The 26,894-nt window shown below is 56.5% G+C and carries 24 protein-coding genes; 13 read left to right on the top strand and 11 right to left on the bottom strand.

All coding sequences use genetic code 11. The annotated features are described in order from the left end of the window. Nucleotides 1-26 precede the first annotated feature (26 nt). Genes AC1RO0_RS30520 through AC1RO0_RS30540 form a run of 5 tightly spaced genes read left to right on the top strand, consistent with a single transcriptional unit; the run spans nt 27 to nt 4,987 of the window. The gene (locus AC1RO0_RS30520) at nt 27-542 is read left to right on the top strand and encodes a ubiquinone biosynthesis methyltransferase UbiE (protein ID WP_498596265.1); all 516 of its coding nucleotides are present in this window, start codon (nt 27-29) and stop codon (nt 540-542) included. Beyond that, the gene (locus AC1RO0_RS30525) at nt 539-1,714 is read left to right on the top strand and encodes a methyltransferase domain-containing protein (protein WP_498596266.1); all 1,176 of its coding nucleotides are present in this window, start codon (nt 539-541) and stop codon (nt 1,712-1,714) included. The genes AC1RO0_RS30520 and AC1RO0_RS30525 overlap by 4 nt, the downstream gene beginning before the upstream one ends. Next, the gene (locus AC1RO0_RS30530; RefSeq protein WP_498596267.1) at nt 1,711-4,071 is read left to right on the top strand and encodes a PP2C family protein-serine/threonine phosphatase; all 2,361 of its coding nucleotides are present in this window, start codon (nt 1,711-1,713) and stop codon (nt 4,069-4,071) included. The genes AC1RO0_RS30525 and AC1RO0_RS30530 overlap by 4 nt, the downstream gene beginning before the upstream one ends. A 4-nt stretch (nt 4,072-4,075) precedes the next feature. Beyond that, nucleotides 4,076-4,630, top strand: a complete 555-nt coding sequence (locus AC1RO0_RS30535; RefSeq protein WP_498596268.1) for a slr1658 superfamily regulator — start codon at nt 4,076-4,078, stop codon at nt 4,628-4,630. A gap of 18 nt (nt 4,631-4,648) precedes the next feature. Next, nucleotides 4,649-4,987, top strand: coding sequence for a slr1659 superfamily regulator (locus AC1RO0_RS30540; protein WP_498596269.1), 339 nt, complete (start codon nt 4,649-4,651; stop codon nt 4,985-4,987). Nucleotides 4,988-5,014: 27 nt separating this feature from the next. Here AC1RO0_RS30540 and AC1RO0_RS30545 read toward each other — a convergent pair whose 3' ends face one another. Together AC1RO0_RS30545 and AC1RO0_RS30550 are read right to left on the bottom strand one after the other, a co-directional pair. Further along, entirely contained in the window at nt 5,015-5,479 is a 465-nt protein-coding gene (locus AC1RO0_RS30545; protein ID WP_498596270.1) for a VOC family protein, read from the bottom strand. Between the two features lie 183 nt (nt 5,480-5,662). Continuing rightward, nucleotides 5,663-5,884: a hypothetical protein gene (locus AC1RO0_RS30550; protein ID WP_153363083.1), complete on the bottom strand. Its 222-nt coding sequence runs from the start codon at nt 5,882-5,884 to the stop codon at nt 5,663-5,665. A gap of 581 nt (nt 5,885-6,465) precedes the next feature. Between AC1RO0_RS30550 and AC1RO0_RS30555 the strand changes: the two genes are divergently transcribed. Beyond that, entirely contained in the window at nt 6,466-6,690 is a 225-nt protein-coding gene (locus AC1RO0_RS30555) for a hypothetical protein (RefSeq protein ID WP_498596271.1), read from the top strand. A 20-nt stretch (nt 6,691-6,710) separates the two neighbouring features. Further along, nucleotides 6,711-7,790: a transporter gene (locus tag AC1RO0_RS30560; protein ID WP_498596272.1), complete on the top strand. Its 1,080-nt coding sequence runs from the start codon at nt 6,711-6,713 to the stop codon at nt 7,788-7,790. Here the strand turns inward: AC1RO0_RS30560 and AC1RO0_RS30565 are convergent. From AC1RO0_RS30565 to AC1RO0_RS30595, 7 genes are all read right to left on the bottom strand, one after another. Then, entirely contained in the window at nt 7,787-8,824 is a 1,038-nt protein-coding gene (locus tag AC1RO0_RS30565; RefSeq protein WP_498596273.1) for a nucleotidyltransferase family protein, read from the bottom strand. The genes AC1RO0_RS30560 and AC1RO0_RS30565 overlap by 4 nt on opposite strands. A gap of 360 nt (nt 8,825-9,184) precedes the next feature. Next, nucleotides 9,185-10,408 carry a polysaccharide biosynthesis/export family protein gene (locus AC1RO0_RS30570; protein WP_498596274.1) on the bottom strand — a complete coding sequence of 408 codons (1,224 nt, stop codon included), beginning with the start codon at nt 10,406-10,408 and terminating at the stop codon, nt 9,185-9,187. Next, nucleotides 10,405-12,630 (bottom strand): family 16 glycosylhydrolase, encoded by a 2,226-nt coding sequence (locus AC1RO0_RS30575; protein ID WP_498596275.1) that lies wholly within the window; start codon nt 12,628-12,630, stop codon nt 10,405-10,407. The genes AC1RO0_RS30570 and AC1RO0_RS30575 overlap by 4 nt, the downstream gene beginning before the upstream one ends. A 79-nt stretch (nt 12,631-12,709) precedes the next feature. Then, on the bottom strand, nt 12,710-14,143 hold the full coding sequence (locus AC1RO0_RS30580) for an O-antigen ligase family protein (RefSeq protein ID WP_498596276.1): 1,434 nt from the start codon (nt 14,141-14,143) through the stop codon (nt 12,710-12,712). After that, nucleotides 14,140-15,603 (bottom strand): GumC family protein, encoded by a 1,464-nt coding sequence (locus AC1RO0_RS30585; protein ID WP_498596277.1) that lies wholly within the window; start codon nt 15,601-15,603, stop codon nt 14,140-14,142. Before AC1RO0_RS30585 ends, AC1RO0_RS30580 begins: the two co-directional genes overlap by 4 nt. 27 nt (nt 15,604-15,630) lie before the next feature. Next, nucleotides 15,631-16,509 carry a glycosyltransferase gene (locus AC1RO0_RS30590; protein WP_498596278.1) on the bottom strand — a complete coding sequence of 293 codons (879 nt, stop codon included), beginning with the start codon at nt 16,507-16,509 and terminating at the stop codon, nt 15,631-15,633. Nucleotides 16,510-16,511: 2 nt separating this feature from the next. After that, entirely contained in the window at nt 16,512-17,204 is a 693-nt protein-coding gene (locus tag AC1RO0_RS30595; RefSeq protein ID WP_498596279.1) for a sugar transferase, read from the bottom strand. A 384-nt stretch (nt 17,205-17,588) separates the two neighbouring features. On the opposite strand from AC1RO0_RS30595, the gene AC1RO0_RS30600 reads away from it, so the two are divergent. Beyond that, the gene (locus tag AC1RO0_RS30600) at nt 17,589-18,416 is read left to right on the top strand and encodes a LuxR C-terminal-related transcriptional regulator (RefSeq protein ID WP_498596280.1); all 828 of its coding nucleotides are present in this window, start codon (nt 17,589-17,591) and stop codon (nt 18,414-18,416) included. A gap of 57 nt (nt 18,417-18,473) precedes the next feature. Here AC1RO0_RS30600 and AC1RO0_RS30605 read toward each other — a convergent pair whose 3' ends face one another. Then, nucleotides 18,474-19,145, bottom strand: coding sequence for a N5-glutamine methyltransferase family protein (locus tag AC1RO0_RS30605; protein ID WP_498596281.1), 672 nt, complete (start codon nt 19,143-19,145; stop codon nt 18,474-18,476). 363 nt (nt 19,146-19,508) lie between these two features. Between AC1RO0_RS30605 and asnB the strand changes: the two genes are divergently transcribed. Genes asnB through AC1RO0_RS30630 form a run of 5 tightly spaced genes read left to right on the top strand, consistent with a single transcriptional unit; the run spans nt 19,509 to nt 25,356 of the window. Further along, nucleotides 19,509-21,470, top strand: a complete 1,962-nt coding sequence (gene asnB / locus AC1RO0_RS30610; protein WP_498596282.1) for an asparagine synthase (glutamine-hydrolyzing) — start codon at nt 19,509-19,511, stop codon at nt 21,468-21,470. Nucleotides 21,471-21,485: 15 nt separating this feature from the next. Continuing rightward, a complete protein-coding gene (locus AC1RO0_RS30615) occupies nt 21,486-21,761 on the top strand; it encodes an acyl carrier protein (RefSeq protein ID WP_498596283.1) in 276 nt (91 codons plus the stop codon). A gap of 21 nt (nt 21,762-21,782) precedes the next feature. Further along, the gene (locus AC1RO0_RS30620) at nt 21,783-23,336 is read left to right on the top strand and encodes a class I adenylate-forming enzyme family protein (protein WP_498596284.1); all 1,554 of its coding nucleotides are present in this window, start codon (nt 21,783-21,785) and stop codon (nt 23,334-23,336) included. Further along, on the top strand, nt 23,333-24,331 hold the full coding sequence (nadE, locus tag AC1RO0_RS30625) for an NAD(+) synthase (protein WP_498596285.1): 999 nt from the start codon (nt 23,333-23,335) through the stop codon (nt 24,329-24,331). Before AC1RO0_RS30620 ends, nadE begins: the two co-directional genes overlap by 4 nt. A gap of 20 nt (nt 24,332-24,351) precedes the next feature. Continuing rightward, nucleotides 24,352-25,356, top strand: a complete 1,005-nt coding sequence (locus AC1RO0_RS30630; RefSeq protein WP_498596286.1) for a thioesterase domain-containing protein — start codon at nt 24,352-24,354, stop codon at nt 25,354-25,356. A 142-nt stretch (nt 25,357-25,498) separates the two neighbouring features. On the opposite strand, the gene AC1RO0_RS30635 is transcribed toward AC1RO0_RS30630, so the two are convergent. Continuing rightward, nucleotides 25,499-26,374: a glycosyltransferase gene (locus AC1RO0_RS30635; protein ID WP_498596287.1), complete on the bottom strand. Its 876-nt coding sequence runs from the start codon at nt 26,372-26,374 to the stop codon at nt 25,499-25,501. Nucleotides 26,375-26,894 lie beyond the last annotated feature (520 nt).

Genomic DNA, 26,894 nt, shown 5'->3' on the forward strand with positions numbered 1-26,894 from the left:
ATGCCCTTTCCTCAAGGAGATCTCGATTGAACATAAAAGAGACGCCAACGGATATTGGGTTCGAGCCACTGCTCGATCTGGAAATGAATATGGCGGTCTTTACCGCGGACTGGTTGCATTGCGATCAATGCTCCAACTATGTCGCGCGAATGGTCAGTCATGATCGCCGTGATCCCATCCGACACGCAAACCTGCTTTCATCGGCTCTCAACGAGCTTTTGGAGATGTCGTTTCATTCGCATGAACAGGATGGCGAATTCGTTTACCGGTTCTATCGCTACCGCGAAATGGAACGCATAGAGCTGACCTTTCCATGTTCGCCTCAGAAGCGTCGGTTCTACCATGAAATCATTCAGGAACTAAAAAGCGAACAGGCACTAGCAAGCTATCTCGACGTTATTGCCAACGATGCAACGCCCGCCGATCGAGCGATCCTGTTCGGCCTGGCGGTTAATTATGATGCAGACATAAAAGCCAAGGATCTGGGCGACGGTACCTTGACCTTTATTGTCGATCTGCCACTCGAGAGGCTGCTTAATTGAGCCAAGATACCTCCCCCCGCTTTACGGCACGGTTCGACATCAACAATCAGGAGTTCTCTTTCGCGGGGGTACTCAGGCCACACTCTGTGGCCGAGCTTGCCGATGACCTTGCGTTGCTGAGAAACGGAATTGAGACAGTCAAAGGCATTTTCTACGTCAATCTCAAGCGCGTCATCCATATGAACAACACGGCATTTCGTGCTTTAACGCACGTATTGGTCGATATCTCCCGTTCGCGGCCCGAGCTTAAGCTAGTTGTGATCGCCTCGAGCGTCGTTGCATGGGCATCGCGGTTGTTTCATCACCTAAGCAACCTTTCGCCGAATATTGCAGTCGAGATCTACGACTCGGCTTTCTATCCTGGTCAGGCATTCGTTGAGAACCGGAGCTTCATCCCGATCCTCAGGACGCAAACCAAGATGACCTGGCGACATGAGCGAGAGATCCTACCGCGTCACGGGCTTCGCGAAGGCATGATCATTGCCGATATTTGCTGCGGCATAGGCGATTTCGCGATGCTTCTGAGAAAGGAATTCCGGCCATCGAGAATCGTTGCCCTCGACCATTCAATGTTGAGTCTCGATTATGCACGCACGGTGGCAGAAGATTTCGATGTGCAAGACATCGAATATACCTATGGCGACGCATCGCAGATGCTGTTCGAAAGCAATCAGTTCGATTTTGTGACATGCCGCCACTCGCTGCAAATTTTCGACCGCCCGGATGTGTTGCTACGAGAGCTCTATCGGATATGCAAACCGGGCGGCAGGGTCTACATTACCAACGAGAAGAACTCTCATTGTCTCGGTGAACCACGAGCAGACACCATACAGTGGACCTACAACGAGGTCGCGAAGCTCTTCGAATATTTCGACATGGACGTTGAAATGGGCCCAAAGGGCCGTCGCATGTTACTGGATGCCGGCTTCACGGCCGTCAAATTGGAAAGTTTCATGGTAACCAATCTCGATGGCGACCCTCAGGAATTTGCTGACATCATTGCGGCGTGGCAGAATGTCTACGCCGAAGAAATGGCGGTCAAACGGGGCGATTCACCCGCGTTCATCAAGCGTTTCAAGCAGGGCTTCGCAGATCATATCTTCGCTGCTCTTCATCCAAGAGGCTATGCCGGCTGGCCCATTTGGGCAGCATCCGGACAGAAGCCGCTATGATGTTGTCGCCCATCACAGAACAAAGGCTCGGCCTGCGCTCGTTTCGAGCCAAATTTTTAGTCGTCGTCGGCGGGGCTGTCCTCTTTGACCTGCTTGTCAGTGGGGGGTTGGCGCTTTGGAACGTTCAGCGTCTTTCCCGCAACGCCACCGTTGAGGTCGGCGAAGGCCTCGAAAAAGCGAGCCAGGACTACATTCGCTCCTACACGAACTCTACCGCCGCCCAAGTCAGCCTGTTGCTCGATCAGGTCCACTCCGATGTCAAGGCACTGACGGGTGTGCTTCAGGGGCAGATCGATCAGCCGACCAGGAACAACGACATAGGCGCAGCTATGGCGAAGGCCTCCCCGGGCGCGGTAACCGTGACATACGACACGATTGGCCAATGGGCGCAAAATCTTCCCGGATCACCTTCCGTCGTCAGCGTATGGGGCTATTTGCTGGACAAGGACCATCATCCCTTGCCGCAAGTACAGGCAGATATCGACACGAGCGCCGTGCTTGATCTTGTTGCCCCCTCTCTTCTGCATAACGGTGCGTCAAAGCTGCAGATGTACTATATCGGTCCGAAGGAGCGCCCGGTTTTCAGAACTGCGCCATACACGGCGCAAGCGCAGACATTCGACCGACTCTATCCAGGCCATAACAGCGCGGACTTTTGGAACTTCTTCTTTCCCGGCCTCTACGAATCCTGGCAACAATGGGCTTTGAGCCCTACGTCCCGGCCGGTTGCCGACGATATCACGCAAACCGCTCCTTACACCGACGCGATCACGGGAAAACAGATCGTCAGCTTCTTCCATCCACTTTGGACAGCCGATCGACATAGCGTGGCGGGTGCGGCGGGCACTGATATTACCCTAAAGCAGCTCGCCGAAATCGTCGAGAATGTGAAGGTCGCCGAAAGCGGCTTCGGTTTTTTGACCATGTCGAATGGAAATGTTGTCGCCATCAATCCGGTTGGCGAAAAGATCATCGGTCTTCGTTCGGCGAGTGATGCAGCTAACAAGGGCGTGACCGGTCTTGACCGCTCTCTGCGCAACAGCACGCAAAAGGCCATTTCGACCTTGCCGCTCGACGCTGATGGCACCATCCAGCACATCTCACTTAACGAACAAGGCGAAGATGTTCCCTACCTGGTCGTCGTGAAGCAGTTGCATCCGACCAATCTCTGGGTGAACGGCCCCGTACAGCGTGAGGTCATGTCACTTGGCATCGTCGTGCCGGAGCGCGAGATTTATGCATCGTTGATTGCCGCCAAGGAGCAGATATCACGCGCCACCAACCGCATCTTGCTCTATCAGATCCTCGCGGTTCTCGTGTCACTGATGATCGTCACGGCTGCTGTATTTGCCGCTTCGAAGCGCATTACGGGCGGCATCAGCGCATTGGCGGGTGCCGCAAAGCGCATACAGGCAAAGGATTACTCTGTAAGAGTCAACATTCCAACCAAAGATGAAGTGGCTGAAGCGGGCTTAGCATTCAACCGTATGGCCGAAGAGATCAGCTTCCACACCGAAAACCTTGAGAAACTGGTCGCAGAGCGCACCAAGGAGATCGAGGCGGCCAAGGAAGAGATCTCAGTCCTCAATGGTCAGCTGAAGAGCGAAAATTTGCGTCTTGGTGCCGAATTGGACGTAGCGCGACAAATACAGCTCATGGTCCTTCCGCGCGCTAAAGAGCTTATGGCAATCGAGCATTTGGAGATCGCCGCCTATATGCGCCCTGCCGATGAGGTCGGCGGGGATTACTACGATGTCCTGCAGAATGGGAACAATCTGAAAATAGGTATCGGAGATGTGACGGGCCACGGGCTGGAAAGCGGCGTGCTCATGCTCATGGTGCAGTCAATCGCCCGTGCCCTGCAGGAGGCAGGCGAGATGACCCCCGCGAAATTCCTGACCGATCTGAACCGCGCGATCTTCAAGAACATCGCCCGGACCGAGACCGATAAACATATCACATTGTCCTTTCTCGATTACGATGGCGAACGGCTGACAGTATCGGGCCAGCATGAGGACATGATCATCGTTCGTCAGAACGGCGAGCTCGAGCGTATCGATACCGGCGATCTCGGCTTTCCGGTTGGCCTCGAAGCCGACATATCACCATTCATCGAGACCCGAGAAATATCCTTTCAGAAGGGGGATATGGTCGTTCTGCACACCGATGGTGTCACCGAAGCGGAAAACTCAAGCGGCGAGTTGTTTGGCTTCGAACGACTTTGCGAAGATGCACGACGCCTGCACGGCGGAACCTCGGAAGAAGTGGTGAACGGGATTCTCGATCATCTGATGGCGTATATCGGGACACAAAAAATACACGATGACATTACCCTCGTCGTGATGAGGCACAGGTGAGAGCATGACAACTGTACTTTACGGCAGAGAGCACCTTGTCTCATTTGACACGAGCCACGCGCTGCGGCTTCGTCTCCTCGAAGGACCGCTTCATCTTGCCTGGAAGCATTCTGCCATGACATCAGATTTCATTGCGGAGATGATCGCGCTCAGCTTTCGACCTTCGATGCAGCGATATAAAATGGTCAGGCACGATATCGGTTATCTGACGAACGAGCTGATCGAGAACGCCATCAAGTTCCGTACGCAAGGCGATATCGTCATCGAAGCTTTGGCGGAAACCGACAGCTTTAGAATGCGGGTGTCGAACTTTGTCGACGACGAAACTGCAGTTAGGTTTCAACGCTTCCTGTCGAATGTTACGGCAGGAGATCCGGGCGAACTTCTTATTCAACAGATCGAAGCAAGTGTTGCTGCCAGCGGCAACACATCCGGTTTGGGATTACTGACCCTCATGAGCGACTATCAAGCGCATCTGGCATGGCGCTTCGAGGAAGATCGTCCGCACAAGCGAACGAAACTTGAAACCTATGCTGCGATGGCAATTGCGCTGTCCTGAACCCGCGGGAGAAATGCCATGGAAATCAGAGAAGAAGCGTTCCGCGTTTGGTCCGAAGGTACTACCGTTTATTTTGACGGAACCATGCGATTGGCGGGGCCTGACGCCTATGCGCCGATCTATAACCTGGCCATGAAAGCGCTCGGAGATAAGAGCGGCAGGGCGGCTTTCGATCTGACAGGCCTGCAATTCTTGAATTCGTCCGGTATAAATCTGCTTGCCAAGCTCACGATCGAGGCACGCAAGCATCCGCATCTTCATCTGACCGTTCGCGGCTCGTCGCAGGTCCCCTGGCAGATGAAATCACTGCCGAATCTGAAGAAATTACACCCGAGCCTGGATCTGCGACTGACATGAGATGCGGCGCGCACGCGTAAGCGGCGTTCAGCCTTTTGCTGTTGCTTCCAGCTCAGCAATATCGAACGTCGCCTTATGGGATTGGTCCTCAGCCACATGCTCGGTCTTGGCTGGCGCCGATGTGCGGGCGCTAGGCCACTTGGGCAGGATTTGCCAGCGTAGGCCCCAGCGGTCTCGCACAAAGCCGCCCTCCTCCGTGGAGCCACCTTCCTTCAAAATATCGTGCAGTCTCTCAAACTCCGCCTGCGTTTCGCACGAAACGGTTATCGCGGAGTCATGATCGAACGGCGCGAGCGGCCCCGCCTCGAATGCCATGTAAGAACGGTTGCCAAGAGTGATGCCCGCCACTTTTACGCTGCCGGCTGGCCCGTTCGGGTTGTCGGCAGGAATGTTCGAAACCCAGCTGATCGACGAGTTGGGGAGCAGCGACGTATAAAGTTCAATCGCCGACTCCATGTCGCGCCGGAACCAGAGATGTTGTCTGATCTTCATCGTATGCACCTTCCTCGACATCCCGCATCAGACAAGGCCTTGGGACGAACGTGATCCCATCCGATAGAATTCATGCCGCCGGTGAACCGCCTTCTTGTTGGGCGGCGCCACCGGCGGCTTGGCTGAAGAGTTACCGGCGTCCGCTCGCGCTCACCACCGAGGAGCGCGGACGCTCACGCATCACTAGATTTCTGTAACCCTTCCAGCGAGAGCCATCACGTAGTCGTCCGCGATGTCGGCCAAGGTCAACGCGACCTCGGGCTCTTTCCAACCAGCAACAAGCGTTGCATGCACGAAATCTCGAAAAGCCACAGCAAGCACTTCTTCGCGCTCAACTGCTCGATAGGCATCATTGACAGAATGTTGAGGCTTGCTGATCTGTATCGTCGAACGGGTAGGTACCATCTTGCTATGTCCCCCTTAAAGAACGGCCTCTCGGACCGCTTTGTACGCTCGTGATGTAATCGGTCCCTGCCGACCGCTCTGTTATTGTGCTTCTTTTTTAAGGGCTTACGCATGGTGTGTCGTTAGCCATGCATCCGGAAACTTGCAGCCGCGTCCATTTTCGCGATTGCTGATCTAACATCCTTCGCCAGCCGGCAAGTGGTGAGCTGATTCACAATGGCCGGTCTTCACAGCATCGGCAGATGCCACGGATGCGCCGCGGCTGCCTGTATAATCAGCTTCTCTATAGAATATTCATCCTACAAATCAGAACTTGAGTAATATTTTCGCCTTATGAAAATATATTATCAATCAAAGTTGTGTTCCGCTCTAGTCAAATTATAACATTATTACCAACATCAATTGGTTTATGGGTATTTTAAATTTGCCATATCCGCAATCGTGACGGTTATTGCGCTACGCTACATACTATGCAAGTATACTTCTCGTGGTGAACGCAGATCATTGAACCATCTACAAGCAGTAAATTGTACTCAGTCGGGAGAAAATACTTTCATCCCGCGTGTTTTTGGGAGGTTTTCATGGACAGAGAAGATCAAACAGAAAAAGTCGGCCCAAGCAGGCGCGAGTTCGTCGAAGGTTGCGGAAAGTACGCCGCTTTGGCACCGCCCGTTTTGACCTTCCTGCTCTCAACCACCATGACATCAGGAGCGATCGCCAAATCTGGCCATGGCAACAATGGGTTTGGCAATGGCGGCGGAGATGGCGTGCCCGGTCACTCCAATAAGGAAGATGTGGATCGCTGATCCAGCCGCCTATGACAATAATGCTGCTGCCCGGCCGAAGGATTTCGATTACGCAATTGGGTGATGCTTTTGCATTATTCAACAGCCGGGAGCAGCATCTCTATGAAATAGACAAGCTCGCGGCTTGGGCATGGCAATGTGTTTTCAACAGCACCGCCGGCATGAGCCGCAGTCTATTGCTGACCAAATTTTCATCCGAGTTCAGGCTGGCAAGCGAAGATGCCGGAAATTTACTCGACCGATATATCGAATTGGGTATCCTCGATACGCGCGCCAGTTCGACTTCAGTCTTTGCTCTCCATTTGAATGGCACCAGATGGTTGATCGAGTGCCCGAAAGTCTTGTCCGGGGAATTGAAAGAGCTTTTTCGGGGCATCGTCGTTCCGCTGAAATCACAGTGGGGACGTCACTACCTTACCATTAAGATCAATGCTCATCGATACGAACTTGTCGCGGACGACGAATACCGGGGCATATTTGCCGAGGCGGAAATAGTGCCCGCGGTAAAGGCATTTCTGACGGACGCATTGCTGCAAACAGATTTCATGCTTGCGTTGCACGCCGCTCTCTTGCGGTTCGGAGACTCGCAACTGCTGATCGCCGGCGCCTCTGGTGCGGGAAAAACAACGCTCGCCCTCGCTTTGGCCACGGAAGAAGGATGCGCGATGCTCGGGGACGATATTGTCATTGTCGACGAGACAAGCCGGCTTCGTGGCATCCCGTTTCCGATCGCGGTAAAAGACGGAAGCTGGCCGCTTTTGCAGGACTTTTGCCCGCAGCTCGCCGCGCTTCCCATTCACATCCGCCCGGACGGGAAGATCGTCAAATTTCTTCCTGGTGGCGTCGATAACGATGATAATTGGCCGATGAAGACCAGGACAATTGTCTTCATTCGACAAAATCCGATGCGCCAGTGCTCGCTATCGAGGATACATCCGCTGGCTGCGTTTCAAAGACTGCTTGCGGAAGCGGCCGCGCCTGGTCATCGATTGACCGATGCTGCATTCGGTGCGCTACGGGAATTGGTCAACACATCGCAGGCATTTGAAATGGAAATCTCTCGCCTCGACGATGCCATCGAGACTATAAAGGGCCTTTAGATTTGTTGTGATACCTGCGCCGCAATGACTTTCTGTCCCTTGCGGATAATGCGTCCAGGCAATTCACGCCAGGGGCCGCGAAACCGCCAATGGATCTGCGTAACACGAATACCCCAAGCGATACGTCCAAAAGACCGGATCACACCTCCCACCCGAGGATGGTGCTCGTTGCGCCGCAAACGATGGTGCAAATCAAGCCACGAAGGAATTGTCCTGGGTGCAACGATGTTGGCGCCAAAAATCGCGTTGAGCGCCAATATCTGCGCGTTCAGCATGGCGCGACCTAGCGGATCTGAAAGCAGGATACCCATTTCTTTCCAATCGATCGTATCCTGTGCTTTCGAAAGCAGGTACAGTTCGAAGAGATTTCGCAAATCGATGTGAAAACGCCAGAGATGTCCATCCTTCAACATGTCGTGGACAATCCAGTGCTGTGCCTGAAGAGTGGCTGAAAGTATGTGCGCTCTTCCGCGACCGACATCGATCTCCCGCCTGTGCTGTGCGAGTATCGCGTCGGAAGGCCAGTATCGGGGGTAGCGGCCGGGTGGATAGTGCAAATCGACGGCGCCAACGTCTTTGGACCGCCCCCAACCGAAAGCCTCGATTGGCGCATATCCCAGTTGAACCAAACACTTCTCCGCGGCTTGTCTTTCAGCATCTCCCACCACGAGATCGAGATCCCGCATGATACGGGCCGTTGGCCGCTCTGTTTTCGCTAGCGCCAACAGCGCTGCCCCCTTGGTGAGCGTTGGTACTATTCCTGCCGCATTCATCGCCGCGACCACCTCCTCCAATTGCGCGCGGAGCCTTTCATTTCGCTCAGCATTGCATCGATGAATGAAGCCAAGGAACGACGCCACGTCTTCTGGCAGCAAGTCCAATTGCCCTCGTTCTGACATGGACGACCAGATTGCAGGAGTGAGCAAATTATTATTTGCGAGCACCAGTACCGCCTCCCAATCGACATCAGTCGACGGGCTTCCGAGCAAGCATAAAGTCAATTGATCAACGACAGAATTTGCCGGCGCCTTCATATTCACCCCGACTTTACTATAAGTCGCCATGCATCAATAATAACAACTCAAAATTATTAATTTCAAGTCATTATTTTCTTCAAATATACCAAACCCGGAATCGCATAATTACTATATTTTTCTCGTATCTTTCTCTGAAAGAGAAGTAACCTCCGGAATTTGATAACGCCGGTCGATTGATGATACCGCGGAAGTCATCATCGACGCCGGTCGCACGTTCCCCGACTTTTCAAACTGCCCTGAAAAAACATTGCCTTGCCCTCTTCTGGGAGGGGTCAATGTTCGCTATCGATTAACAAACCGCCCGAGACAAAGCCATGCACATTGAGCCTGCCTTCAGCCTGTTAAGGTCACGATGCCCTACTGGCTGTTCGGGGACATCACCATCTGTTCGGGCCGGATCGTGACTTCGAGAACATCGTCGGGCCGGAGCGGTGTGTCTTCCTGAGCGGCGATCTGCATCGTTTGCTCGCCGTTCTTGCGGTAGATGACAAGCGAGGGGCCGCCCTCGCCGCCGCGCATCTGCGCCTTGACCGCGCCTGTATAGAGCAGCTTCTCACTTGAGGCGCGAATCCGGCCCGCAAGCTTCTCGATCTCGATCGAGGTATCACGCAAGGAGTCGTTCAGCTGCGTGTTGTGTTGCTCGTCCTGAACCTCGAGGTTGCGGGCGAGCTCGTCCCTGTCGTGCTGGGCTTGCACGAGCCTTGCCTCGGTGTCGCCCTGCTGGCTGCGAATTTCCGCGAGTGATCGGCGTTCGTCATCGACCCGGTTGGTCATGACGAGGCCCTTGGATGCGGATATATTCATCCGATCGACAGCATCCTGCTGAAGGTTGATACTTTCCTCGTTCCGCTCCTGCCGATCCTGAAGCGCCTTTATGGTGCCTTCAGCATTTTTTACGGCGATCTGCAGGTATGTGCGCTGTTTTGCATAGTTAGCAAGGCGCATCTTCAGGTCGCTTTCTTCGAACGAAGCGATTTCGTCCAGCGTCTTACGCTGCAGCGGCGCGGAATAAATACTCGTGAGGTCGATGTCAGGTGTTCTGTTCAGTTCCGCTCTCAGGCTGATGGCGCGGGCCTTCTGCCGGGCAAGATCGATCCAGAGACCCTCGTTTTCGCTCTTGAGATCCGGAGCGGTCATCAATGGGTTTTCAGTTCGGAAGCGCAGGGCGTCATAGCCGCCGGCAAGTGCGATGGCATGCCTGACGGTCAATCCCGGCCGATAGGGCACGGCGCCCGGACGCGACACGTCGCCTGAAATGTAAAACGGCCGGAGCTCGACTATTTCCACGGAAACGTCGGCGGACTGGATCCGCCCGTCTTTCGTCAGCCCGTCGGTCAGCGCCACGCGCAGATCGTGGATTGTCAGGCCTTCACTGTGTAGTTCGCCCAGAAACGGGACGGAGATGTTGCCGTCGATATTGACGGTCACGCGACGCGCGAAGTCGGCGACACCGAATACGCTGAGCTGCAGAATGTCGCCGGGACCGAGCTTGTAGGCATCTCGCTCGTCAGAGAAGCCCTTTTGAGGCAACAGCGAAAGCGCGGCGACAATACTGAGCGCCGAAAGACTGATGATCTTCATTGCGTGGTCCCCTTTTCTTGAACTGCGTTGCGAACCTCAGGCTGTTTTACCTGTATCCAGTCGACGTGAAGGTCTGCTGGCAGGCGCGTCGATACGTCCGGCGATCCGGGCCAAGAACCGCCCACGGCCAGATTGACGAGAAGGTACATTGGCTTGTGCATGTCTGGCGGCGTCGGGGTCGAGAAGACGATTTGGTCGTCCAGAGACCAGACAAGGTTATCCTTCGTCCATGTGATGCCGTAGACGTGGAAATCGTCGGAGAGATCGGCGGTGACGAGCTCCGTGCCCTCTTGCGCCGATCGCGCGCCGGCTGGAATATCGAGACTGCTGTGGGCGGTGACATGCAGCCTGCGTGTATCGTGACCGAGCACTTCGAAAACGTCGATTTCCGGCGGCCATGTTCTGTCCGCCGGAAGCAGCCAGAATGCCGGCCACAAGCCCTTTCCGCTTGGCATCCGGGCGCGAATCTCCACTCGACCATAGGTGAACGAAAAGCGCCCGGCCGTCGTCAGCATGCCCGAGGCATAAGCAAATCCTCCTGCGTGAGCACGAAGGTTTTCAGGAATTTTCGACGCGCGTATAGCCAGAATGCCATTGTCGATCGCAAATGGCGTCAGCGCCTGCAGGGCGACATTGTCGCCACCTGGTCGCGGATCGACATAGTATTCCATTTCCCTGTTGCTGGCATTGTTGCGCGCGCCCCATGGATAGAAAGGTTTCCATGTTCCCTTGCTGCCGGCCTGAAGGTCCAGCGTCGAAAAATCGTCCTTGAATATCGTCTTCCAGCCGGCGACCGAGGTCTGCACGGGTTCCGGCTCGACGGCGGCGGCATGTCCCGAGCCGAAGAATGCCAGAAATGCCAATATGGTTGCCACAATTCCCTGTAGGCCAACGATCCGCCGTGAAGCGATCACAGTCAGCATGCCGAGCCGGCACATCAGCGTGACCATCGCGGCCAGCATCAGCAGACCGGCTACGACATTGCCCCAGGCTTGTCCGGCAATGCCCGCCAGACTGTTGCCGATCATCATCGCGACCAGCAGCGTGCCGAAACCGACGGCAAACAGTTTCAGCGAGTCGAGGCCCGGTGATCGAGACCGGACGATGATCATGGGCACGATCCAGACCATGGCACCCAGCGATACGCAGGAAACCGCGAGAGCGATCGTCGCAGGCACGGCTTCCGTATAGGCAGGGAAGATCGCGGCAATCACACGCTCGCTGACGAAGATCGCGCAGAGGGCAACAAGACCAAGCGCGAGCGTTACCACAAAGACCTCCCTCTCGACGACCGCTGAATCTTTTTGGAGGGATTGGCCACTCATGCGTGCCAACATCTTCGGATAGCGGACCTGTGCGACGGCCGCCATGACGCCCAGGCCGATCATGGCCAGACTCGTTCCAAAGGACAGCAGCCCGAGATCGTGCGGCGAAGACAATACCGACGATATCCATCGGTTGGCACTGAGGTAGAAAATCCATGAGGCGTTGAAAGCAAAAAGAGGCAACGCGGCTTGTACCATCGAAGCAAGGGGCGGTCGTTTCTTTAGCTGTGGCAGCGGACGGGCCAGCAGCACCGCACAGAGCGTGTAGTAGATCGCGACCGCGACAAATGAACCGTCAACGCCACCCAAGAGCAGGCCTGCCAGACGCGGTACCGTCATGGCGATCTGCAGAATGAGCGCGAGGACGGTAAACTCCCAGACCCTCGACGCGGCGCGAAACAGGGTTGCCGGCCCATTGGCAATCATGCCCATGATGCCGCCGACGATGGCGAAGGTTGCCCCGACAATTGGCAGATCCGCCCCAAGCCTGTCGACGAGCAGCACCATGGAAATACTGGCCGCTAAAGCGATCCCCCCAACGAGCCAGAGCGTGACGAGGATCTCAAGACCAGCCTGCGCGGCAATCGCATTCGACTTTCCCGGAATTCGCTTGTCGGCCAGTTGCGACATCCCGAGATCGGCGCGGCTGGCATAGGTAAACAGACTGGTAAGAAGGGCGAAAGTCCCGAACTGGGCAGGATCGAGCAAGCGGGCGGCCATCAGGGTTGTGCCGCTGCCGAGCACGGTCAGCAGCAAAGTGCCGACGGCATAGGCAATCGGCCAACCGAACCAGGCGAGATGACGCGACATGCGCAACCTGTGAAACACGGCCGGCACATGGCTGGTGGCGAAGCCGGAGATATCCGTCGTGGTGTCCGTGTCGAAGGCGGTCGTCATGATACCACCGGGTTTCGTGAGGGGCCGGCTTCCGCTCCGACAGCACAAAGCAATCCACAAATACGCGCGAATGCAGAAATCATGAGCTGCTGTTCTCCTGAGGAGCGGCAATATCACTGTGAACCGTGGCGGGCTGCGACGAAGAATGGAGCTCGCCGGCGAGCACTATGAAAAAGGCAAGCGTCAGAAGACCGGGAGTGGCAAACAGGCTGACTTCAGCAATGCCGATGATCATCACGAGGAGGACCACCTGATCGCGCACGGCATCGGGCTTCGTCACCATGCGTTTGACCGCTATGCCGAGGAAGGCGAATGCCGGTAGTGAGCCGAGGAAGCCCATGCAGAGGAGCGTCTGAACATACATGTTGTGGGCATTGACAGGGTCGCCAGCAAAGTTGCGTCCGACGCTGCCCATCATGAGTGCCTCTGTGCCGTTGAAACCCCAGCCGAACAACGGCTTGCGCGCGATGAGTTCCGACGCCACGGCCCAAAGTTCCGTGCGTCCAGTCAACGTCGTAATCTCTGTCGCGGAACCGGAGCGTGCCAGGGAGCCCAGGAGTGGCGACATGCTCGGGAGCCCGCCAATCGCAATAAACGGCAGCGCGATGGCTCCGACCACGAGAGCGATGCCGGCCATTGGCCGGAGATAGTGCCTTTCACGCAGTTCGATGATGATGCAAGCTGCCATGGCGGCGGCGGCGCTTGTACGGCTTTCGGCCGCAATCAATGCCCCAAAGCCCGCGATCAGCGCCGCGATAAAAACCCAACGGTTGAGGATTCCACGGCGATAGCAGATGATTGCGAAGGTCACTAGCACCGCTGCCTGTTCACCCAAAACGTTGGGATGTCCTGAAAGACCACGGAGACGGAAATCTGCTTCGAAAGCCGATGGAGGCAGCCAAGCCGCGTCGGGAAGGACGATCGCGGCCACCAGTCCCGACACGACGAAAGCCAAAAGGGTGAACGTGGCCAAGCGCAATGTAGCCTGAAGCCCGAGGACCGAGGCGCAAAGGCACGCCAACATCAGATAGGCGGCAAACCCCAAGGCGTTGGCCACCGTATAGGCAGGTGTTAGCGACCAGACGCCCGAAGCAATCGCCAGCAGGCCGTAGAGGGCACCAAGAACGATGGTCGGCTCGCGGACGTAGGGAAGCAGACGCCGAACGTTCGCAAGGCAAACGAGCGGTATCAGCATCCAGACGGCAAGCTTCAGCCCGTTCTGCCAATCCAGTCCCGTCTCACCCGATGCACGCTGGCGCAGGCTGAGGCTCAGGCCGAAAATGACGAAGACGAGCAATGAGGCCACGGCCCACCGTCTGCCAAGAGCGGCGGCGATAAGAACCAGAGCGAATCCGGCCGCGCCGATGACGCCGAACGGCACCAGAGCCGCAGCCGGATTTTGAGGCGTTGTGAAGCATAAGCCGAGCCAGGTAAAGCCAATAGCAAGGGGGATGGCAAGAACCAGGCCCGGCTCAGCCCAACGGACTGCTGAACTGTGGGCGGATACAGTCATATTTTCAACAGCCGTTTTGCATCGCGACGGATCGCGGACGCATTCATGCCGGCGCCTGCGAGAAACGCCATACCAAGAGAGCCTGCTGCATAGAGGGGCAGGATCGGGAAGACCGGCCTGACAGGAATCGTTGCCGGCGAGAGGACCTCCGCATCGGGTTTGAGGGCCGCCAGTGTCGGCGCTCGCGTCTTCAGCCGGGTCTGCGCGTCTGCCAGAACTTGAGCATCGTTGTCGGCTTCGCGACGCAATTGATCGAGACGCAGGCCTGCCTTGCGTCGCTCGACCATATCCTGCCGGATCTTGTCGATCTCCGCAGAGAGAAGCTGTTCACGCTCAGCCCAATTGTCGGCTTCCACGCGAACGCTGGCAACGATCCGGTCGCGCTCAACCTGAGCCTGCTCCAGAATGTTGCGCGATTCCGTCGACATCACCGCAAGCCGAGACATGCTTTCAGTGAGGCTTTGGTTCAGGCGCTGTATCGTTGGCGATGCCAGAACCTCCGGCGCACTCTCCAAGGTGCCTTTCGACTTCATGACCTCGAGACTATCCGCACGGGTCCGTGCGTCGATGCTGCGCGCCCGTGCAGTTGCAAGCTCTGTACTAAGGGCGCTCAACTGAGCCTCGAGCGAGATCTCGGCGCCCTGGTCGATAAGGCCCGATTTCTCGAGAAACGCCTCCATCTCGGCAGCCGACGTATTCGCCCGGTCGCGGGCCTGGCGCACATGGTCCTCGAGAACCCTGTTCATGCCCTCGACATTCTCGACCTTGCGCCTAACCTGGGTGTCAAGATAGGCGGAAACAAGCGACTTGGTCAGCATGGCCGCCTTCAGCGGGTCATTTGAACGAAAGCCGACATTGACCGTGTAGGACAGACGGTTGCGATTGATCACCAGCTTGGCCCAGAGATTATTCCTCAGCTTGGCGGCGTCCCGCGTATCCGCGGAGGACCCATTGCCGGCCATCATATCCTTCGGAGCGGGCAAAGGCGTGTCGCGTGCCAGGGTTTGCGGCAGAATACTGCCCAGCATGCTGATAATCGCACTGTGAACCTTGCTGGCCAGCCCCTGCCTCACCTTGAACTCATCGTCAAAGGCGAGTTGGTTGGCGTCGATCACGTTTTGGGCCAGAGCGACGGAATTGAAGGCGTCGAGAGCGGAAATGATGGAGTTCTCGTCCAGAGGCTGTCGCATGGCCTGAGCAAAGTCGGTCTGGCCTTCGTTATCCGTCGGACGCAGCACCAGGGTTGCCGTCGATTCATAGACGCGTGGAAGCATCGGCCAGGCAAACAGTGCGATTGCAATGACGGCCGTTCCTCCAAGCAGAAACCGGCCAAGTGAATAGCGAGGTTCCTGGTCTGCCGGTGCGTCCTGGATTGCATCGGGGCTGCCCGGATGGCTCTCCGTCGCGGGAGCGACAAGCGCGATCGGCGAGACAGGATCGGCTGCGTTTTGTTTTGTCATTGCGTTTCATTGCCTCCTTCAATTGTCTCAGTTGCGAACAAAGGCATACATTCTGCCGCGCAGGGATCCGGAGATCATGCGGAAGCCTGTGTAGAGTGTTGTGACGATTAGAAACTGGTTGAAGGACAGAAATCCCGCCTTCAGGAAATGCAGCCTGAAACGCACCTCGTTGGTGACGTAGCGCCAACCGCCGCGGCGTTCGTTCAATCCCATTCCCGTTCGCGACTTGATCAGGACTTTTGGAATCACATGAAAACGCACCCCGGACAGCACCAGTCGTATCCAGAGGTCATAATCTTCCAGAAGGCCGAATTTCGAATTGTAGCCTTCGACCGAGCGCAGGAAGTGCGCCCTGATCGCCACGGATGGATGAACGATGACGTTGCGCCAGCGTAGAGCCTGCACGACGGCGTCATGAACGGTTGGTGCCGCACGCAAGCGCGTCGATGAGGGGTTCTCGTGATAGAACTCCTCGGCCCAGCTTGCGACGAGGCCGATCTCCGGATGGGCTTCAAGAAACCTGACCTCGACCTCTATCCTGTCGGGAAGACAGATATCGTCGCTGTCCATACGCATGATGACCGACCGGGTGCACACACCAAGCCCGGCATTCAGTGCGCGGGCGAGCCCCCCATTCTGTTGCAGCCGCAGCACCGTGAATTCCCATGGCGCATTCAACGCGGCAAAAGTCGCGATTACTTTTTCCTGAGCCTCGTCGATCGCACCGTCAATAACGAGTACGATCTGATCCGCCGGGCGCGTTTGGATACGCAGGCTTTCCAGGCTCGCATAGAGATTGCTGGCCTCTTCCCGTACATAGGTTGCCATGAGAACCGATACGCCGGCTATTTCTGAACGGGTGCCACCATCGAGGGTGGCAGCATCGGACGCAACGACGTTCTTCATGGCTATCGTGCTCCCCTGCGGGACAAAAGAACCCCTGCAGTCCGAAACAGGATTTTGAAGTCCATAAGGAGCGTATGCTGCCGCACATACTCGCAATCGAGCTCGACGCGTCGCTCGTAGCTGAGATCGTTACGCCCGCTGACCTGCCATAGGCCGGTAATGCCAGGCAGCACGCTGGCGTATTCGCTGACATGCCGGTTGTAATGGCTAAGCTCCGCACTGGTGACAGGGCGTGGTCCGACGAGGCTCATGTCTCCGCGCAGGACATTGATCAGCTGTGGAAGCTCATCGAGGCTGGTTGCCCGCAGGAATTTCCCCGTCGGCGTAACGCGCGGATCGAACACGAGTTTCTGGTCGCGAACCCATTCGGCCTTGGCCTGCGGGTGATATGACAAATATTCCTGCAGGCAGCCGTCTGCACCAAGCATCATCGTGCGGAACTTGAGACAATCGAACGGCCTGATGCCCTTTCCGACGCGCGCATGCCTGTAGATGATCGGGCCTCCGTCAAGCGCAACCAGCAGGCCGATGACGACAAATAGCGGAGCGGCGAGTAAGAGCAGGAAAAGCGAGGCGCACACGTCGAATGCCCGCTTGATCAATATGCCGAACGCCCCTTGTCGCGGCGTGTATCTCATCCCAGGCATGGCCCGCAGCGATCTGACGTCTTGAGTAAATTTCGGCGGTTGGTTCACGGGATGCTCCTCTTCGGGTCTGGTTACGGCCGAGATTGTCAGCCGATCCGTGTTTCCTCAGGCAGAGCACATCATTTGTGGCGCAAGGTTTGCAAGGAAACAGAGGAGGTAACTCCAATGACTATTGTTCGAACGAACTAATACGAGTTATTAGTTGAATATTAATCGTTGGAAAAAGAGGTATAATTACAATATAATGACACTTTATTTTGCGAAATATTGACTATTACGAGGGTGTAGGATGTTGCGGTTTTACGAAAGTATTTGACAAGATAAATAAAGTATTTATTAATTTATATGCGCGCAATCGTTGCATGACGAGCGCCAATAAGATCAAAATTGGGGTTATGCATCTTTTCTTGTCGGGGAAGGGGGGGTATTTTTATGCTCAGCCCGGCTTATATATTTGATTCAAGCCGCTTATTCCGGGAGGGTACTCGACTTATTCTCGGGTCGTCGTCTTTTGAAGTAATCGGAATGGGAGAAACACTGGAGGATCTCCGTGACTTGCCGAAAATGGAGCCTCTTGCAGTGTGCGTGATTGGCACGGTTGCCAATGTTGCCATTCTGGATTTTGTGACGGCCGTGCTGTCGATCAATCCAAAAGTGCGCGTCGTTGTGCTTGCCGATGCCTATAACCACGACGAGGCGACTGCCATCCTTGACCGGGGTGCGAAAGGCTATCTCCATAAAGGCCTCTCGTCGGAGAGTTTTGTGAAAGCTTTGCAGCTGATCTCCGAGGAGTGTTCGGTGATCTCGGGCTGGTCCGTTTCGAACGCGGGCGGTCGGGAGGATCCACGGACGCCCGTGGTATCCGTTGACAAGCCCGACTTGCGACTTGTGGCGCTCGACGATACGACGTCATTCGCGCCGAAACAGCTTGAACTGGGCGACGCGATCATCCGCCCGGATGCTGGTTCCGATGTTTTCGATGTCCACGAACATGACGCGCGCATGGCTGCGATACCCGTTCAAACAACGAGGCTCGTCAACGGCGTTCGCAACCTCTCCCCAAGGGAAAAAGCAATCCTGAAACTGGTCATGGGCGGAGAGTCGAACAAGCAGATTGCCCGCCGACTGGAAATCACGGAAAGCACCGTCAAGGTCCATATCAAGACCATACTGCGCAAGATTGACGTCAGGAACCGCACCCAGGCCGCAATATGGGCAATGGCGGATCCTGATTTTCTCGAGACCCGCCAGCATACGTAAGCGGCTTGCATGTTTGTTTATGCATGCCGCAATCTCACGGCCATCCATCCGGCAGCTCTACTGACCGCCTGACAGTTTCATGGCAAGCGCGACGCGCGGAATTCCCGATGGATCGAGAATGAACTGAACGGGCGCGTAGGCGCGTGTCCGTGCGAGCAAAGCGGCGGCCTGCCGCTCCTGCCCTTCGCCAAATTCGAACGCCAGCCAGCCGCTGGGCTTCAGGAATTCGACTGCATCCCGGATGAGGCGCTGCTGGATCGAAATTCCGTATGGGCCGCCATCGAAGGCTTCGCGAGGCTCACTCTCCAGCAGATGTGCACGGTCCGCCTCAAGGCGGCCGCTCGAAATATAGGGCGGATTGCAGACAACGAGGTCGACGTGACCTTCCAGCCCGATGTTTCTGATATTTTCGAACATGTCGCCCTGAACAACGCTCATCCTGTCCTGCAGGCCAAACCGGATGACATTACGCCAAGCCACGTCGACCGTCTCCGGCGTCAGATCACAAGACCAGACCTGAGCGTCATCAATCTTCGTTGCGATAGCAATTCCCAGATTGCCACAACCGCAACACATGTCGACGACAACTGGGGCAACGGTGCCCTGGCTGAGACGATCGATGCAGACCGTTCCCAGCAATTCCGTCTCTTTGCGCGGCACAAGAACGTTTGGCCCGAGCTCGAAGTCAAGATTCATGAAGGTTGCGGTAGTCTCTTTCTCTGTGGCCATCGCGGGAAAGTCCTCAGTCTGTCGAGTGAAGTAAGGTTTGACGTTCGTCGTGCGCGTCTCATTCGCTCTCGTATTATCTGTCACGATCCTGATCCCTTCTGTCTTGCATGCCGCCCGACATACCGCTTTGCCTCGCCCGCATTTAGCTGGGCGGATGTTCCCATTGGAGGCGAGGTGCGTAAAGGCGATGGGGCCGGGGCATGTGGGCTACCTACCTTTGGCTGAGGGTGGTTATGTCTACTCCTTCCAGTCGGGGTAATCCCATTGCTCCATTGCTTCCCCCGGTCCGCACCGACAAGCTTACGGATGACGGGAACGTTGCATGAGGCGTTTCCAATGCCTTCGTTCCAGCGGGGAATTTGTATGTGCGGCATTCTGGGATATTTCGGAAATGGCATGGTACCGGCTGATGCCGTAAGCCTGCTGAAGCGGATGGCGGGATCTCTCCAGCACCGCGGCCCCGATGAAGATGGCGTATTCACCAGCATCGGCGTTGGATTAGGACATCGCCGCCTCTCCATTGTGGGTTTGGTTGATGGCCAGCAGCCGATGTCGAATGTCGACGGCTCCGTTTCAATCAGTTTCAACGGTGAGATTTTCAATCACATCGAATTGCGCCAATCCCTGGAAGCCAAGGGACACATCTTCCGGACTGCGTCCGACACCGAAGTGATCATTCATCTCTATCAGGATATGGGTCCCGATTGCGTTTATCTGCTGAACGGCGATTTCGCCTTTGCGATTTGGGATGCCACTCGGCAGCGTATGTTAATCGCGCGCGATCGCATGGGCGTACGTCCGGTCTTTTACGTCGAACATTCGCGGATGTTGTTTTTCGCCTCCGAGGTCAAAGCCCTGCTGAAAGTGCCGGGGGTTGATGCAGAGATCGATCCTTTCGCGCTGGACCAGGTATTCACCATGTGGGCGCCGGTCCCTCCGCGTACCATGTTCAAGGGTATCTCGGAATTGCCGGCCGGCCACCTTATGATCGTTGATGGCAACGGCGTTGCGATACGCCGATATTGGGACGTTTCGTTTCCGGATGCCGACGAGAAGGCGGATGAACGCGATGAAGCCGATATCGCGGACGAGCTGCTTGCCTTGCTCGACGATGCGACAGCGATCCGCATGAGGGCCGATGTTCCAGTCGGCGCCTATCTGTCCGGAGGGCTGGATTCGTCGATCACTTGCGCCCTGGCCAAGCCTTATGCGGTAGCGGGTCTGAGAACATTTTCCGTCACCTTCGACACCGCCGAGCATGACGAGAGCTATTTTCAGAATGAGATGGTCCAGGCACTCGGCACGCGCCATTCGGCAGTTGCGTGTGGGCCGGATCAGATAGCCGGCATCTTTCCTTCGGTCATCGCCCAAACGGAGAAACCTGTCATCCGCACGGCGCCAGCACCTCTCCATCTCCTGTCACGCCATGTGCGCGAGGAAGGGATGAAGGTCGTGCTGACAGGCGAAGGTGCGGATGAGGTTTTCGCGGGTTACGATATTTTCAAGGAGGCTCGCGTTCGCAGCTTCTGCGCCAGGCAACCGGCCTCGTCTCGCAGGCCGCTCCTGTTCCGACGGCTCTATCCTTATTTACCCGGCCTGAGCCAGCAGACGCCGGAAGCACTTGCCGCCTTCTTCGGGGCTGGCAGCGCCGATATGGACGATCCGTTGTTCTCGCATCGTCCGCGGTATCGCAGCACGGCGGCAGCGAAGATCTTTTTTTCCTGCGACCTCAAGGCAAGGCTTGCCGGCTATGATGCGACCGACGAAGTGCTGTCCCGGCTACCTAGGGATTTTGCGCGTTGGCATCCGCAGCACCGGGCGCAGTACTTGGAAACGAAGTTCCTGCTCCCCGACTATATTCTGTCCAGCCAGGGCGACCGCATGTCGATGGCCCATGGCGTCGAAGGGCGGTTTCCGTTCCTGGATCATCGTCTGGTGGAGTTCGCCTCGCGGATTTCTCCGGGAATGAAGCTCAAGGGTTTCGTCGAGAAACATATCCTGCGCAGAGCGACAGCGGGCCTTTTGCCACCATCGATCGGAAATCGGACCAAGCAGCCCTACCGCGCGCCCGACAGCCGCTCGTTCTTTGCCGGGCGGGAGCCGGACTATGTCGAACGCCTGTTTTCGCCGCGGGCGCTGCAGGAAACGGGCTTGTTCAATCCGGTGTCGGCCGAAAAGCTGCTCGCGAAATGCAGGCGGCAAACCGATGGCTTTCGGGACAATACGGCCTTCGTCGGCATCCTGTCGACGCAGCTATGGAATGAAACATTCGTAACACGATCGGCCGGGGATGGGAGTGATCGTGAAATGGCAGCCGTTATCTGAAGGGAGAAAAACACCATGATTCCGCTGAAAGAGCAAATCAGGACCTTTGTCGTCGAGAGCTTTCTGTTTGGAGACACGACAAGGGCGATCGCCGACGATGCCTCATTGATCGAGAACGACATCATCGATTCCACCGGCATTCTGGAGCTGGTCACGTTCGTCGAAGATAGCTTCGGCATCACCGTCGGCGATGCGGAAATCCTGCCAGCCAACTTCGACTCGATTTCCAAGGTCGCTGCTTTCATCGCCAGCAAGAGATCGGCAACCGATCCGGTTGCAGCGGTAGCCTGAAAACACGAATGGGAGGGGACAATGCGCGTCGAGAATTTCCTGCGCTACAGCGCCAGACGGTGGGGAGACAAGTTGGCTCTTGTGACAAGGGACATGAGCCTGAGTTTCACCGATCTTGACGCGCTTTCAGATCATCTGGCGGCAGACCTGCAGATCAAGGGCCTGCGGCCGGGTGATCGTACGATGATCTTCATGGATAATTGCTGGGAGGCGGTTGTTTCGATTTTTGCCGTTCTGAAAGCTGGAGGAGTCTTCAGTCCGGTCAATCCTTCGACCAAAGCGGACAAGCTGGCATTTGTACTGCGCAATTGCCGCGCGCGCGCGGTGATTACGCAGGCAAGACTGGCCGGTGTTCTCGAGCAGGCCCTGGCGGAAGAAACCAGTGTGGAGGTGGCAATCATCTCAGGAGATCCCGGCTCGCTTCTGCCCGGCGCCGCGCGTTTTTCCGACAGTATCGCCGGTTCGGCACGGCCGGTTGGCCATGTCGGGATCGACATGGATCTGGCAATGCTGATCTATACCTCGGGTTCAACGGGACGGCCGAAGGGCGTGATGATGACGCATCGAAATATCGAGGCGGCAGCGACATCGATCACCGCCTATCTGAGGAATACCGCCGACGATGTGATCCTGAATGTTCTGCCGATCGCCTTCGACTATGGGCTTTATCAGGTCCTGATGGCGACCAAGGTCGGCGCAACTATCGTTCTGGAGAAATCCTTCGCCTTCCCTCAAGTCATTTTCGATACCATGCGTCGGGAGAAGGTCACGGGATTCCCACTGGTTCCAACCATGGCCGCGTTGATCCTCGGCATGCGGGATCTGGTTCCCGGTTCTCTGCCGGCTCTTCGCTATATCACCAACACCGCTGCTGCGCTTCCGCCCGAGCATATTGAACGTCTGCGGGCGCTATTTCCGGATGTGATGCTATTTTCGATGTACGGTTTGACCGAATGCAAGCGTTGCACCTGGCTGCCGCCGTCGCAACTCGATCTTCGTCCTGGTTCGGTCGGCGTCGCCATACCGAATACACAGGCCTATGTGGTGGACAATCAGGGCCGAAAGGTTGCGCACGGTGTCGTGGGAGAACTCGTCATTCGTGGTCCGCACGTCATGCAGGGCTATTGGGAGAATGAGGAGGCAACCGCGAAGGTGTTGCGACGCGGGCCAAATCCGTGGGAGCGCGTTCTCTACACTGGCGACCTGTTTCGAGCCGATGCCGATGGCTTCCTCTATTTCGTCGGCCGCAAGGACGACATCATCAAGACACGCGGCGAGAAAGTCGCGCCAAAGGAAGTAGAGGCTGCCATTCACGCCTGTCCGGGTGTGGCGGAAGTCGTCGTCTTCGGCAGGCGGGATCCCATTCTGGGGCAGGCGATTCACGCCGTCGTCGTTGCCTCCGATCCTTCTCTGAACGAGCAGATGGTCATTCGCCACTGCCAGAGAAATCTTGAGGATTTCATGGTGCCACGTTCCGTCTCTTTCCGGATGGAATTGCCCAAGACCGATACTGGGAAGGTGAGCCGCAGGCTCGCTGCAGAAGAATTCGAGCAATCAATGGAGCCGGCAGAATGAACCCAAGTCCTCTCTCCATCCATAGCGCGCTGTCCTCAGACGCTTTGCGGATCGACGCTGCGGCAGAGGTCGATCGTATCGCGGAGGCGATGCGCGATCAGGTGCACAACAAGATGCGTCGTCGAGGGCTTGTCATAGGTCTGTCCGGAGGCGTGGATTCCAGTGTCTGCGCGGCTCTTGCCGCTTATACGCTCGGCGCACGCAACGTCTTTGCTATCTTCATGCCGGAAAACGATTCCGACCCGGAAAGTCTCTCGCTTGGGCAAGAGGTCGCCAAGGCCTTTTCGCTGGAAGGCGCGATCGAGGATATTGGGTCTGCTCTTGCGGCGATGGGCTGTTACGAGCGGCGCGACAACTTCATCCGGCAAGTAGAACCCGCCTATGGTTCGGGTTGGTCTTGCAAGGTGGTGATGTCCAATCTATTAGCCGGCAAAGGATATGCCCTTTCGACGCTGGTGCTTCAAGCTCCGGATGGATCGCAGACGCGGCACCGCATGCCGGCTTCCGTCTATCTCGGTATTGTTGCCGCCACCAATATGAAGCAGCGAACCCGCAAGCAGATGGAATACTACCACGCGGATCGCCTGAACTATGCAGTCTTGGGAACACCGAACCGGCTCGAATACGATCAGGGCTTCTTCGTGAAGAATGGTGACGGAGCAGCCGACCTGAAGCCGATCGCGCATCTGTATAAGTCGCAGGTCTATCAGATCGCCGAATATCTGGGCGTGCCGGAAGAGGTCTGCCGCAGACCCCCGACAACCGATACATGGTCGCTCACTCAAACCCAGGAGGAGTTTTACTTCGCATTGCCCTACGACCGCATGGATCTGTGTCTCCATGCTCTGAACGAGGGGCTCGGGGTAGAGGAGACAGCTAAAGCCACGCAGTTGACGACCGATCAGGTGGAGCGAGTGTGGTTGGATATTCATTCCAAGAGAAAGGCTACGCGGCCGTTGCATCTGGCGCCGCTGCTGGTGCAACCCGTATTCTAAGGTGGGTGACGGGGGAAGTCATGAATGACGAAAACAGGACAAGAGACGACATCAGGGGCCGTCGTCTTGAAAAGTTGAGATTCTGGCGCAGGGCGTGTGCGGAGGAAAGCGAAACGCTCAAACTCTACAATGCCGAGATGGCGGGCAATCCGCTCATCTTCCTGCATGGTGATTTCGAGATGGGCGGCTTCTATGTTCGCCGTCTAGCCGCCGAGTGCGGCTATCCCATTGCAGCCCTTGCGCCGCATGGGCTTGCGGATCCAGGCTTGCGCCCAAGCATCGAATGGATGGCAAAAGAACGTCTGAAAGACATTCTCGCCTTCCGTCCCGCCGGCCCCTACAGGCTTGGCGGCTATTGCAATGGCGCACTGGTCGCCTACGAATGCGCCAGATTGCTCAAGGAGCAGGGCCGCGAGGTCGAACTCGTCTTGATGATCGAGCCGCCATCGCTGAATACGTGGCCCTACTACAGGCGTTTGCACGGGGCCATCGCCGCAACCCTTGCCACGGTGGAGAGGCGTTCGTTGAAGGTGCAGAAATCGTTCGGCCACCTGATGAACGCGCTCTGGAATATAGGCCGAACCGTCCGTCTGCCGCCCGGCGATATCGGGCGGCTCGCGCGCAATCTCGCGGCACACCACTTGAAGCATGCAGCCAAGAGCGAGGATTTGGCGGGAGTTGAGGAGCGGCGTATCCGGGAAACGAACGCTGCGCTGCGTAGTGTTTATCTGGCCGCAACCGCATCCTATCTGCCACCGACGACGACGACGCCGATCGTCGTTCTTTCGACAGGGCTCGATCACGGTGGGCGGCGGTGCGGGCTCTATGATGGAACGCAGTGGCTGCGCCTGGCCAGCAGCTTTCTCCATATCCAGCTGTCGGGCCATCATTTGACATGTCTGTCGGAGCATGCCAGCGAACTGGCCGCAAATCTCGCCAGGGTTCTGCACGGTCCACTGTCTGTTTCGTCACGGATACCGGCATATAAGGATAGCCTGAAGCTCGCGGTCGTTCACCGGACGTAACCGGATATTGTGCAAATACTCACGCCGCATCGCCGCCATGGACGACACGCCGGCGATGCCGTTGTCTGCCATTGCAATGCATATCGATGCCGGGAGCGCGTAATGCCGTCCGCGATCTCTTACTGAACGACGAATTCGCGCACTACCCTCTGGCAAAGGCACGGCAGACACTGTCTGCAAATTCCACCGCCGATCCCGCAATCGTCAGCAAACTGTGCGAGGGAATGCCCTCGGCGCCGACCGGTGTCGTAATTGTTGGAATGCCGGCTGCGATCGTCTCGATCACCTTGATCTTGACGCCTGATCCAAGCCGCAAGGGAACGACGGCGATCTCCGCCTGGGCAAACAATTCCATCGGAGATTCGATGAACCCTGTCACATGGATCGATGGCCCTGACAGAGCCAATACTTCGTCCGACGGATGCGCCCCGATGATCCAAAGATGAGCTTCCGGATTGCGCTTGTGAATTTGCGGCAGGATATCGCGCGCCATCCAGACGACGGCATCGATGTTTTCCTGCCGTGACATGTTTCCGAAGAAGATCATGCGTCCGGGCACGATCGTGGCGGCGGTTCGCATTTGAGGGTCCAGCGCCACCGTGGTCATTGGCGGTACGCACTTCGCCGGCGTCGACGGGTGTGCGTCGCGGATAAGTGCCGCATCGTCCTCGGAGAGAGTTTCAATCCCCGCGGCGCTGGACCACACACCATGCTCCCATGCTCGGGTCTTCGCTTCTTCCATCCGGTAGAAGAGTTTCTTCAGTCCGCCGGCATTATCGGCCTGTCGTCCATAAAGTTTTGACACCACATCATGCTGGCGAACGATGAACCGCGCCAACTGGCGGCGCGACAGCACGGCCGAGCCCTGAGAGAAATCGCTGTAAAAGTCCGTATAGGCCGGATCGGAAAGGCGCCGCGCGACTTCCCGTCTTGCCGCAAGCCGACGAACCGATACGAACATCGGCAGATGCGGCATCAGTAGACCGGCTACGACCCGCATACTCTTCGTGATGCGCATCGGGATCTTGTCGCCAACGTTGGCGGGCCACGGGGGCAAAGCGCGGCCAGCGTCAAGTTCTTCCAGCTCATTGATAAAATATAAAACATCGATCCTGACGAAGGATTTGGAAAATTCCTCGATTTTCGCAAAGGCAATTTTCTGTCCCGAGGAGCTCGAATTGGGATGTGGCGCAAAGCCACAGATATAAAGGAGTCGGCGCTCTTCCATAAGAATATTTCAACCTCGTAACTGCTCGAACAAAGAACGATTTCGGTTGTCACGCAACGTTCTGATAAAAACCCTGCGAATGCGAGCGGAAAAACCATCCGGTGATCATGAATACTTCCCAATATCACTCATTTCTATTATTAATGTCGAGATTTTACACTGTTGATATGGAGAGAACCCGAGCGGGATTTTGCACATCACCGATTAAACTATCAAGTTGGTCCCACCGCGGTATTGGTGCATGGGTCACAAGGGGAACGGCTTTCTGTCTTTGAAGCAGACGCTATACCTTTGCTGCTTTGCAGCGGCC

This window comes from Rhizobium sp. GW821-FHT14E12 (assembly GCF_058803745.1).